The following is a 10,894-nucleotide window of genomic DNA, read 5'->3' as shown; positions in this document are numbered from 1 at the left end:
AGTTTGAAGATGAATGGAGGAAGAAACAGTAAAATAAATGTAGAATTGAACAAGAACAAGCAGTATACTAATAGAAAGGCAAGTACTGCTAAGAACGCTCATTGAGTTCAAGCGTGAGCAGGAAGAGGAACAGTAAGACAAACCTGAAAACAAATGAAGGAAGTAGTATACTGATGAACAAGTAAATGCTGCTAAAAATTCGGAGTACCTGGTCTAGTTTTGAGGGTTCATTTCAGTAGTCGCGCACTCGGATTGCTCAAGGTGCTTGAACTCAATGGCAAGTGGCAGCAGTTTTGGAGTGCTCAATCTGCCCTCGTCTGAATCAACAGATTATTTAGAGGTGGAACGATTTTGGTGGCAGGTGTTGAATGCGATCGTACATTTGACCAGTCTCCTGAGTGGCATCTAGTCCTCTTTTCAGGAGTTCAAATCTGTGCTCAGGATTCGTGCAGGAGATCTATTGTACGTTAAATTCTGCCACGCGCAACAGTTTGAGTTCAAATTGCTCTGCGCTTTGATAGCTTCTAAAGTAGAATCTGCTGAGATTCTACTTTACTTGCGTAGGTTTTTGTGGATTCCAGATAGTATGATGGCAGGCTTGATTCTTGTTGATCACTCCCTTGAGTTGCACCAATGGATGCTGATGTGTATCTTGCTAAAGTAAGGTAACCCAATTTGCTACGCACCACTCGACAAGATTTAGAACCCCTGAGCCAGGGATTACTTTTGGTTCGTTCCTCGTGAGCCAGAGTGTTATCTGGTTGATGCCGTCCGACTGAACATATCCTGAATCAAAGTTTGATCTGACTCAACCCTTGCAGCAGCAGCTTACTTTCTCGGTTCAGAGTGTCTTCACACAGTCGCTGATACCAAAATTGTAACTGTTGTAACGCGACAGATCGAAGCGGATGACTGCTCTCTAATTTGGTCAAGTCTGCGATCGCTTTTCGCTGGGTCGAGCCACGACTTAGCAACCTCAACCATAGCGTCTCTGTCGTTTCTGGCAGTTCGCGAGTGCAAACGATTGTTGTACAGTAAGCCGGGGATAGCTCGTAAAGACCTGCAACAGGGCGACGAGACAATGTTGCTCCCCATCCTTCAAGTTGTGTAGCAGTCATCTGCGGGACGATCACCAGCAACCGTCGATCTCGCTCCCACGATTCATCCTCGTCGTTCTCTTCGCACTCATTTTCGCTGTAGAGTTCCGCTTCTTCATCGACCGGAATAATGCTGCCGTCCGATTCGACTCGCCATCTGAGCCAGTGCCCCAAGCAGTTCCTGAACTCTTCAGTGGTTGGCATCGATCGCAGCGACTCGATAATGCAGGGTTGAATCAGCAAGTTTCCCAAAATGCCCAGCACAGCTTTTGATATTGTCGGATCTGGCTCGAACAGAACATCTACCAATCCTGCTTCAGCAATCATTTCAGGATTAATCTGAACTTGAGGGTTGCCCTCAGTTAGCGCACCCAGAACCGCACTACCAAAATCTGATCGAGAAGGATGCCTGTAGATTCTAAGCTTCGGATTACGCGGCACTGGCTCGTCCATTTGGACGGTACCAAAACGACTAAGCAAGGCAGCAAAGTACTGTTGACTAAAAAGAGAAAAGGGTGAAAGTGACATAATTTCATCTACTGAGCAATAAGCTTTTTATGTTTGAGCGATGCTTCAGCACTCGGCAAAGTAGCAAGACGGCTTTACCTAGAATCGAAACATAACCTGACGCAAGATTGCGCTTCATTCCACAGCATTTCAGGATGATCAGAAACATCGACTAAGGCTTTGATACTCCCCTGTATCGTTGTCAGCGCAGTGACGGGATTGCTCGAAGCAAGCTTTCTTGCCCCGCATAGAAAAGACAGCGAGTCGAGAAATCGATCGTGTGGCTCTGTGAGTGCTAGCAACTTAACTGTACGAGCGTCACCAGAATCAAATGCCGCGATCGCACGTTGCCGATGCGCTCGATCTGCAATCTCGGTTAGTCTTTGAGTAATCAGCGCAATCAGGCGCTGACATAGTTTTGTCTCATTCATCATTCGGTTTACACCTATAAAAAATTAGACTGGATTCGCACTGCATCGTTACTTAGAAAAGACTAGATTAGAACAGTTCCAATTCATTCGCCTAATCCTATCATTCGAGATCACATACCGCTTTGCTCAAAAGCAGAGATTCTCTCTATTTCACAAAATACTGTCGTCACGACAGCGATTAATTGCGATCATCGTGCAGAGATGCAATGCTTATTTCAGCGACTGATTCGTGCATTTTGAGACCTAGCATGACCCATGACATAACATCTAATCTTAAGAAGTTTGACCTTGACGATTCTATCCATAATGCTTCGGCGCAATCGCTGATGGCTGCATTCATGCTGCTTCATCCTCAGCGCAGCATTATGGAGCGTGTCTTAGCTGATTTGACGGACTATCAGGAGCTTTGGCTATCATTCGTGTTAGCTCCTGCATCCCACCGACCGAAGAAGCGGTATATTCTGGAATCCTCGCTTGTTTGCGAGATTTGGCATTTGGATGGACGGCTGACATGCTTTATATTCTGACTCCAAACTCCACATCTGCTGAAGCTGTGAGATCGCTCTGCACTACCTGGAACTGTAGCGAAGTTACTGTCTATTCGCCTGAGCGCACCCACTATCTCACCTTCGGTTCAGGGATCTTACTATCCATGCGGTGGCAAGTGCCTCCTGATTCAAGGCAAGACCCTAACTACGATCAACTCTACCTTGATAATCTTGATGCTCGATTTGATAGCACCCGATCGCTTCAACAAGCCTCTGCTCAAAGCCTGGTCACTGCCTTAGTTCGTCGCGGAAAATTTGGCAAGTTTGATCCGCAATTGGTGTTGAGTGATTTGGAGAAACATCGATCGCGCTGGCGCAGTTTTATTTTCGGTCCACCACTCCCGGAAGCCAATGTGGATCTCGAATTCTGTTTAGAGTCGCTGAGCTACTTGCCATAGGACTGGTGCGGTAATTGCTTGTACCTATGGGTAAGAGACATGGTGGAAGCTATGTTGTTACAAAGCCTCCATCATCGATGGTGCTGCGATGACGTATCTGTGTTGACGGTTGCCGAAAGCAGTCGGCTGCTCAATCTTGCTGATGCGTCCCCAATCGTGATGTATACCTGAGCTGACCTTGGGCAGGGTTAGGCTCTACACTTTCTTGCCCAGAACTGATCGCTCTGGAAAGTGATCGATTGTTTGATCGTTACTGCTAGAACCTATTGGAGAAGAACACTGCTAATGCTATGGAACTCCACTAAACCGATTGGAGACTGTACAGCACAAGAAATCGCGATCGCACAGTTGATCAACGCTAGCTCCGGACGCTTTGATGCGGCTCAAGTGTTGCGCGACCTCGAAGCCCATCGCTCCTTATGGCGATCGTTCCTGATGGGACGACCGTTTCTGCGGTGTGACAGAGAAGGACTGCCATCCTGCGGCTTACTGCCGCTACGGGACTTAGAACAACACTGGAACCTAGACACGCTGTACATCCTGGCACAATCCGAAGCAAGTGTTGCCCTACTGCTTCAGATGGCGGATGCTTGGGGGTGCGAAGTGGGGCAATACTCGCTGGAGCAAGCCGAACGATTGTTGGGGACAGGTCTCCCCGCTCCGATCATCTGGGCGTGGTGGGATTAAGTCACTCAGATCCTTGCCCCGTAACGGTTGATCTGAACGTTGATCTGAACTCGGAAAAGCAATACAAATGTACGATACTCACTTTATCCTTCTACAGTTATGACACTTTCTCTTGACCTTGAGGGCTACCAAGCCTTGCGCCAATCCCATCAAGCCCAAATTGACAGATTGTTATTCCTTGGGCTGCGCCGTTCGCTTGCTCATGCTTACGCCCGACAAGTGCAGTTGAAGTCCCTGATGGAGGCAAGGGTATGAATGATTTGTGGATCAGTTTATCGACCTATGGAGGAGTGACGACGCGCACTGCGCTCGGCGTGTTGTGGGCAGCAGGGATTCGGCAGGTAGAGTTAGCGGTGCCTTGGCTCTCGCGAAGCGAGTTCGGAGTCAAACCCAGTGTGGATACGACTGCCGTGCTGCAACACTATCGGCAACTGGGAGTGCAGTATCGCACGCATCATGCGATCGTCTGGCAAGAACATCGCGCTGCTACGCAGATACCGCAAGGGTCGTTTAATTTAGCTAACCAGTTCGATGGGGACTATTTTGAGCGATTGAGCGATTGGTTAGCAGTAATGCAAATCACCGCGTATTCAGTTCATGCAGGGCGGATCGATACCGCTGTTCCAGAAATGAGCACCGATCACTTTCTGGAAAATCTCGCACAGTTAGCTCAGTTGTGTCGCGATCGTGCCATTCGATTGGGAGTCGAAACGATGTATCCATCCCTGCTCGATTGCATCGATCGCCACTTAATGCAAAATGGGGCAGAAATCGAGCAATTCCTTGCAATTCTACCCAACGTTGATTTGGTCATCGACCTTGCTCATCTCAATCTCTGGCGCAATTGCTCGAACTCAGAAAAGCTACAGGTCTTACATCGGGCAGGAGATCGACTGCTTGAACTGCACATTTCCGACAATGATGGCATTCGCGATAATCATACGCAGATTAGCGACACCACTTGGTGGGTGCCGTATGTGGGTCGCTTTCCCAGGGAAGTTCCGATCGTGCTAGAAAGTCGGATGAATCATTACACGCCTGAACAAGTTCGGCAGCACGTTGAGCACGCTTCACGTGTGCTAAAGGCATCGCGTCCCAGTGTTCTTGAATTGGGGAACGAGCAATGAATGAAGCCAACACGCAGCGATTGTTCGAGCGCTTCGATCGCTTGTATCGCGGTCGGCACTTGCCCCAGACTCAAAACTTGATGTGCTATGGCTTCTCGTGCGGCGATGGCTGGTTCGACCTAATTTGGCAACTGTCCGAGCAGATCGAAGCGTATTGCCAGACGAATCCTGAAGCGAGTGATCTGATAGTGGCACAGGTAAAACAGAAATTTGGCGAACTGCGCTTCTACACGAAGCCGAAGATTTGGGGTGTGGAATATTTAATTGAAGCGACAAGAATCAGATCGCTGCAAACCTGCGAATGGACTGGAGAACCCGGAACATTGTGTTACTTACCGTCCGAGGTTGGGTTTTGTTGCTACCAAACGTTGTCACCTACAAAAGCCAAGGAGTTGGGCTTTGTACCTGCTCCGACCACTCGACTCCACCCACAACTGCCACCGCGCCCACCAGGCTGAATCGAAGTGAGATTTCTGTTTTTGCTCGTTGTCCTTAACTTTGTTGTCATTGATTGGAGCCTTGTATGATTAGCAATTCACCCCAAGACCCCCAAGACCCGTCCGTCGTTCCACCAAATACGAATGAGAAGACACCCCCGATGAGTGATTCACTTGATCCGGTTCGAGATCACGCTCAGTTCCTTGAGATGATTCGCGCTGAGGAAGCCTCTGATGGCGAAGTCGGCGTAGGGCGCGATTGGGGCACTGAGCTGGTGGCGTTCTTTCAAGATCCAGAAGGAATGGAGTCACTCGCACAGTTGCGCGATTGGATGCTGAAGGAATTCCGCCTGATGCTGATCGAATGGGATCTCGGTGTTGCGATCGATGCGATCTATCCAAATGCTCGCAAACTGATCATTCAGCGCTTTCGGCAACTGTCAATCTCAATGCAAGACCGATTGTGGCAGTTGTTCGAGCAAATGAAAGCTGGTCGCACCGATAAGTCCCAAGCAACGGTCGCAGCAGCGAGAGCAGCCAATCGCGAGGTGTGTCGGATTATGGTGCAAACGCTGACCGAGGAGGATTGGCGGATTTTAATCCAGTCCGCAACTTCGACCCTTAAACAGTATTTGCACCACAAGCGCGTGGAGCTGAGCAGCGACGATACTCCGAATGAAGCAGGAGCAGAGGATTGAGTGGTGACTTGGTCATTTACCCGCTCATTTGCTTAGTACACACGAGTTGATCGCGAAAACAAGTCGCACGGCACGAACTACACCTCAAGGTGAATCATGATCTGGTTGCCGTGCTCGATCAACTTTTACCCAGTACTTCTAAACTTCCGGTGGGGCATCTCGGATGACCGATGTAAGTGCAAGATTTTCAAGTCTCATCAAGGATATCGAGGTAAACCTGTGTAAAATTCAACACAGTTAAACTAAGGAAGGGATAGATGAGATTGTACTTCTTTAAGATTGACCCGACTTACCGCCAAATCTGCTGCCAAGCGTGAATCGAATCGCCGTTGGTTAGTAGAAAGTCTGCGATTGCAAGCAGTCTTTGATAGCATTCCGCAGCGGGTCGTTGTCCAGATCCTGTACTGAACCAATGCTCGACAGTAGACCTTGAACAGCAACAGATTCGACTCATTTCACGGTAGCTCAATGACCACCGGGCAGCGAAGTTTTCTGGAGTCAGCAGGGGGAGCGCTAAAAACTGCTCTAACAGTTGTACCTGAGTTTCATTCAATCGCATCTGTGTTCTCACAAATTGATTCTAGAAGCGCCAAGTCGTCCTCAAATCCAATATCCGATTTACAGTCAGCGAAAGAAGGACTGTGGGGATCAAGCTGAATGGTGTAGTGCCAACCGAGGGCTTGAACACTGCCCTCGGTGCCGTAACTGCGGTCCACTACAATACCAAAATCCTGCGTCGGAACGCGAAACCACATGACGCGATCGCCGAAATCGAATTTAGGAGAATGTGGGAGATTGGGATGCTCTCCTGTTGTTGAGTCGAGAGCGAGGGGAATTGACTGATCTTGCATCGCCTGCACCAAAGACCACCGCTATTATAGTACGAACGCCATTTTATGGCATTTGTACAAATGCCGTAAATACCAAAACTGTAAAGAGGTCATGCGACAATCAGTCTGCACAAAACCCTGGATCAGTATGGATGGCGAAGAACGAAGAGATATTCGCGGTAAATTACCTCGCTCTAAGAAAATTGAATTGGATGTTGCTTGTGCGAAGCGAGAAATGAGCCAGCAGCAGGGAATCGAGGAAGCCATCAATCTGTGGTTAGCCATTCAAGATCAGATTGAAGTTTTTGTTGAACAAAGTGAGTTTGTAGGGATTACGCCTGAAACCGCCATGCAGCAGGCAGTCAAGCGGTGGATCGAACAGTCCCGTCGTTAATGTCTCCGCTTGTGATTGTGCGATCGCCCTCCGATGATTCAAGTTTCTCTTGAAGTCTCTAAAACCTAGAGCGTCAGCAACTTGATCGGGTTCAGAGTTAGCGATGTTAAGGACTCCACGATAGAATTAGAACATCTTGGTGATCGAGGAGCGAAATGCCATGACAGGGTCAGAATGCCAGCAAGTTTATCAAGAACTCGTCACCTTACTTCAAGATCTCCAGTTTGGATGGGTGGTTGAGCAAGTCGAAGCTCAACTTCAGGCAACAACATTGGTAGAAATGGAGACATGGGAGCAACCCGCCCAAGTTGAGAGCAATACTCCTCAAGCAGTGCTAGTAAAGCCGATCACTGGTGGAGTTCAGGAACGATTGCTGTTACTCGTGGATGCTGTTGAACGGATGATTGTGGATTCGATCGAGATTGAAGGAGCCTTAGTTGATTTCCTCGCTGAGGAAACACATCGCTTACACGCACCCGTGTCGATCGAGTTTGAATCAGATCCGTTGGCACTCCTTGCATCAACGGATCAAGGGTTGGAAGAACGTCGTCCTGCGATTGCAGAACTCAGACAACTGTTGCAGGAATTACGCCAAGAGGCACTCGCTGGTGTCCATTAATCCATCATTGCTCAAAAGTCTGCGGCAGCGATTAGGGCAGCAAGTGACTCCCAGTTTCGGAACCACGGTTCAAGGTGGTGATCTTTACGAAGCTTACATTTTCAGTCTCGTGATCAAAGCTGCACTCAACGAAGGAGCAGTACCTGCCGAAGGGGGTGCAATCAGTTTCCGAGATCCGCAAGATAACATTACGCCAGATCTGCTGTTCCGCAAAAGTCCAGGGCAGATTTATGCAAAAACACAGGCGTATACCCATGCAGTGATTGAATTTGCAGGCAAGCCACAACTCGAAGTTCATGTGGGAATTAAAGCGATCGGGCGATTAAAGGTTGCAAGAGAATGCGACATTGCGGTTCTGTATCGAGATAAAGCGATCGCTTGTCGAACTCAAAAGCGAATTCCAAAAGCTTCAGAGATTGTGCTGGCAATTGAGTGCAAACACGTTGAAGCACTGGATTTAGATGTCGGGAGTGAGTTTTTGGGATTAGCTTCCGATTTGCGTGTGAAAGAAGAATGGTTCTTTGTTTCCAGCAGTGCGTCAGATGGAGTCGCAAAGATGTTGGCAAACGATCGCAAACAGTGGCATCACAATGTTAAGCCTGGCGAACTCAACAACGTCAATCGCTTGATGTACTCGCTGCAAAACGTATTCAAGAATTTCAACGCAAAGCATTAAAGGACTTCTTGAAAGCAGTGGTAAAGATTCGCGATCGTATACTCTGAAACTCTTTGCAAGTTCTCAACTGTCAGTGCTTTCAGTCCTTTGATTTGTGCTATTGATCGATCATTAAATAGTGGCAAATGCACGAGCTGAAATGTTGCAGAGTGTATCTTTAGATTTAGATATTCACTTGGCAATTGATGCTGGAGAACAAGGTTGATGATAAACGGTAACATCAATGTGAAGAAGCGCTAGAGTGTTAAGCGAACGTTGCTTTTTCAGCTTTGAATTATGGGTGAATCACGACAACCAACCTGGACTTATGACTTTATTGATGAGCATTGTCAGATGTATCGGCAGCTTTTTAACGACATTAGGAGCTTTGAAGCCTTTAAATTCTTGATCATCGGGATGCTTTTAAGCGTTCGACCCAAAAAGCTCTCCAAGATTGCCCAAACACTTGAGCTTAAAGAGGGGAAACTGCATCAAGCTCTACTGAGTCAAGGTTGGCAGGTTGCGCGAATTCGCTCAACTCGCTTGAACTTTATCCAGCAGCATATTGGTGAACAAGCGATGGTACTGTGCATTAGCGAGAGATTCTGTGGTAGGCGCAGAGAAAAGACAGACTACGTTTGCTTGCAAGAAAACAAACGTTTGGGCAAAGCTAGAAGGGGTATGATCTCGATCAATGCTTATGGAATCGCTGATCGTGCAGTCTACCCGCTGGCATTTCAAGTCTTTAAGCCTCGATCTCGACTTGAACCAAACGACCAGTACAAAACTAAATCTGAAATTGCCCTAGAGCTAATTCGCGAAATTAGCAAGGCAGGCTTCCGAGTTGAATTAATTTTGACAGACAGCCTACATGACGAAGAAACAGACTTTATTAGCGTGATTGAGCAGCTAAACTTACCTTATATTATTGCGGTTCATAGACGAAAAGATGCCTTATTTGCTTCAGAGCAGTTGACTCACATCGGAGATTGGCGAACCTACAATCTACTGGAGTCTCTATTGAAGTCTCAATTACAAGGACGTATCCGTGAGGTTAAGATCAAGCACTTCAAACACCATTGCTACGAAGTTCCAGGAAGTACGTTTAAAGAAGGTGACCAATCAGAGTTTGATTTCATTTATTCTGACTTAATTTATTCTGACTTAAGCATGACTCGCCTGCTCAAAGTAGCTAAAAAGTATTGTTGGTGGGCATGGATGCGTGACTACTATGAACTTCCGAACTGGACTCTGGGCTGGGAGGATTTTCAGTTCGACAACTATTTTCGGATTGAGCGCTGGTGGGAGATTGTTTTTGGCGCTTACCTTGTAGCAACGCTTTGGGCACATCGCGACAAAGCGCAATCGATGACTCCTGCCAATAATCTTCAAAAATCAATGAATGATTTTCCATTTCACCCTCGTCTGCGTGGGCAGGTGGAGATTAAAAACTAGCGCATCAGTCAAAAATTTGTTGGCAAGGAACCGCCTTGCTGAAACAAGGTTGATCTTTCTCAGTAAAAACTTGAGCCAAAGCAGATTTTTCTCTAGCCATAGTAGCAGAATCGTACAGCGACACGTGAAGGTAATGATTTAGGCTCTGTGAGAGCATAAGACATCTAGGGCTATCCCTCAGCCCTGAGCTAGCATCTCTACCCTTCCACCTTCAACATTTAGATAAAACGCTCAAACTTAGATAAATCAGGCGTTTCAAGCAATGACTTATTCTGCCTAAACTTTGCTGCGAGGTAGGAAATCTAGGTTTTTTACTAAGTTTTGTTACAAAAGATTGACACCCAAGCGTTTGGCTTGGTAGTCCTGAATTAACAGCTCACGGCACCGAACACTCTGTTCGCCGCCCTAAACTCGGATCTATCCAAGAGGCACTTGAGCCGCGAGGAGTAAGATTTCGGTTAATTATTGAGCCTTTCGTTGCCCTAAGTAGCGAAGTCAACTTCTTGCGGTCTCAATTTATGTCCGCAGCACGAACGTGTTGCGGTGAAATCTTTGGATAAGCGCGATCACGTTCATTCGCCAATAACTATGCAAAAGGAGTACTAACAGTGGTTCCTCTATTTTTTCATACAAATTTTCTGTCTCTTCTGTGTCTCTGGGCACTTGTCCATGTTCAGCGATCAAAGCTTTCAGATTCTTCTAACTCCCGGTTCGCCCATTTTTGAGCGAGGTCGTAAGATTGGGCTAAAGTTGGGCAATGAACCAACCTGTGAGCATTACAACTGAACGAGTAGACGACATTCCCTTGCTGCTCGCCCAACTAGAGCGCATGGGCGTTCAAGCTTTACTGGATGAACACTTGCCGCAGCACGGCAATTGGCAGGGTGTTGGGCGACAATCATATTGACCAAATGACGATTACGTAGTCCAGCATCGAGATCAAGTTTTAGACCAAGATCGGGATCAAGAATGAGATTGATTTGAGACTAAAATGAATATTGAGAAACTCTA

Annotated in this window: 17 protein-coding genes; 13 read left to right on the top strand and 4 right to left on the bottom strand. The window is 47.3% G+C overall.

Annotation, left to right across the window (positions count from 1 at the left end):
* Positions 1-274: 274 nt before the first annotated feature.
* Positions 275-409, top strand: coding sequence for a hypothetical protein (locus ACQ4M5_RS41350; protein ID WP_430681626.1), 135 nt, complete (start codon positions 275-277; stop codon positions 407-409).
* A gap of 382 nt (positions 410-791) precedes the next feature.
* Here the strand turns inward: ACQ4M5_RS41350 and ACQ4M5_RS41345 are convergent, their stop codons facing one another.
* Positions 792-1,625 (bottom strand): hypothetical protein, encoded by an 834-nt coding sequence (locus ACQ4M5_RS41345; RefSeq protein ID WP_430681625.1) that lies wholly within the window; start codon positions 1,623-1,625, stop codon positions 792-794.
* 74 nt (positions 1,626-1,699) lie between these two features.
* Positions 1,700-2,038, bottom strand: a complete 339-nt coding sequence (locus ACQ4M5_RS41340) for a hypothetical protein (RefSeq protein WP_430681624.1) — start codon at positions 2,036-2,038, stop codon at positions 1,700-1,702.
* A gap of 403 nt (positions 2,039-2,441) precedes the next feature.
* On the opposite strand from ACQ4M5_RS41340, the gene ACQ4M5_RS41335 reads away from it, so the two are divergent.
* The 7 genes from ACQ4M5_RS41335 (at position 2,442) to ACQ4M5_RS41305 (ending at position 5,930) form a co-directional block, all read left to right on the top strand.
* Entirely contained in the window at positions 2,442-2,981 is a 540-nt protein-coding gene (locus ACQ4M5_RS41335; RefSeq protein ID WP_430681623.1) for a hypothetical protein, read from the top strand.
* A gap of 39 nt (positions 2,982-3,020) precedes the next feature.
* A complete protein-coding gene (locus tag ACQ4M5_RS41330; RefSeq protein WP_430681622.1) occupies positions 3,021-3,152 on the top strand; it encodes a hypothetical protein in 132 nt (43 codons plus the stop codon).
* 114 nt (positions 3,153-3,266) lie between these two features.
* Positions 3,267-3,668 carry a hypothetical protein gene (locus tag ACQ4M5_RS41325; protein ID WP_430681621.1) on the top strand — a complete coding sequence of 134 codons (402 nt, stop codon included), beginning with the start codon at positions 3,267-3,269 and terminating at the stop codon, positions 3,666-3,668.
* Between the two features lie 99 nt (positions 3,669-3,767).
* Positions 3,768-3,923, top strand: a complete 156-nt coding sequence (locus tag ACQ4M5_RS41320; protein ID WP_430681620.1) for a hypothetical protein — start codon at positions 3,768-3,770, stop codon at positions 3,921-3,923.
* Complete coding sequence (locus ACQ4M5_RS41315) at positions 3,920-4,795, top strand: sugar phosphate isomerase/epimerase family protein (protein WP_430681619.1); 876 nt, start codon at positions 3,920-3,922, stop codon at positions 4,793-4,795. The genes ACQ4M5_RS41320 and ACQ4M5_RS41315 overlap by 4 nt, the downstream gene beginning before the upstream one ends.
* Entirely contained in the window at positions 4,792-5,253 is a 462-nt protein-coding gene (locus ACQ4M5_RS41310) for a hypothetical protein (RefSeq protein WP_430681618.1), read from the top strand. The genes ACQ4M5_RS41315 and ACQ4M5_RS41310 overlap by 4 nt, the downstream gene beginning before the upstream one ends.
* 65 nt (positions 5,254-5,318) lie before the next feature.
* Entirely contained in the window at positions 5,319-5,930 is a 612-nt protein-coding gene (locus tag ACQ4M5_RS41305; RefSeq protein ID WP_430681617.1) for a hypothetical protein, read from the top strand.
* A 289-nt stretch (positions 5,931-6,219) separates the two neighbouring features.
* Here the strand turns inward: ACQ4M5_RS41305 and ACQ4M5_RS41300 are convergent, their stop codons facing one another.
* On the bottom strand, positions 6,220-6,489 hold the full coding sequence (locus ACQ4M5_RS41300) for a hypothetical protein (RefSeq protein WP_430681616.1): 270 nt from the start codon (positions 6,487-6,489) through the stop codon (positions 6,220-6,222).
* Entirely contained in the window at positions 6,476-6,781 is a 306-nt protein-coding gene (locus ACQ4M5_RS41295; protein ID WP_430681615.1) for a hypothetical protein, read from the bottom strand. The genes ACQ4M5_RS41300 and ACQ4M5_RS41295 overlap by 14 nt, the downstream gene beginning before the upstream one ends.
* Positions 6,782-6,872: 91 nt before the next feature.
* Between ACQ4M5_RS41295 and ACQ4M5_RS41290 the strand changes: the two genes are divergently transcribed.
* The 5 genes from ACQ4M5_RS41290 to ACQ4M5_RS41270 all read left to right on the top strand — a co-directional run bounded on the left by ACQ4M5_RS41290 (position 6,873) and on the right by ACQ4M5_RS41270 (position 10,790).
* Entirely contained in the window at positions 6,873-7,154 is a 282-nt protein-coding gene (locus ACQ4M5_RS41290; protein WP_430681614.1) for a hypothetical protein, read from the top strand.
* Between the two features lie 160 nt (positions 7,155-7,314).
* The gene (locus ACQ4M5_RS41285) at positions 7,315-7,773 is read left to right on the top strand and encodes a hypothetical protein (RefSeq protein WP_430681613.1); all 459 of its coding nucleotides are present in this window, start codon (positions 7,315-7,317) and stop codon (positions 7,771-7,773) included.
* Positions 7,763-8,449, top strand: a complete 687-nt coding sequence (locus ACQ4M5_RS41280; RefSeq protein WP_430681612.1) for a hypothetical protein — start codon at positions 7,763-7,765, stop codon at positions 8,447-8,449. The genes ACQ4M5_RS41285 and ACQ4M5_RS41280 overlap by 11 nt, the downstream gene beginning before the upstream one ends.
* 276 nt (positions 8,450-8,725) lie before the next feature.
* Positions 8,726-9,883, top strand: a complete 1,158-nt coding sequence (locus tag ACQ4M5_RS41275) for a transposase (protein ID WP_430681611.1) — start codon at positions 8,726-8,728, stop codon at positions 9,881-9,883.
* Between the two features lie 757 nt (positions 9,884-10,640).
* On the top strand, positions 10,641-10,790 hold the full coding sequence (locus ACQ4M5_RS41270) for a hypothetical protein (RefSeq protein ID WP_430681610.1): 150 nt from the start codon (positions 10,641-10,643) through the stop codon (positions 10,788-10,790).
* The last annotated feature ends 104 nt before the right edge of the window (positions 10,791-10,894 follow it).

Source organism: Leptolyngbya sp. AN10, from assembly GCF_050565645.1.
Taxonomy (GTDB): Bacteria; Cyanobacteriota; Cyanobacteriia; order Leptolyngbyales; family Leptolyngbyaceae; genus Leptolyngbya.
The sequence above is the reverse complement of the archived record's forward strand: the minus strand, read 5'-3'. Positions and strand labels throughout refer to the sequence as shown.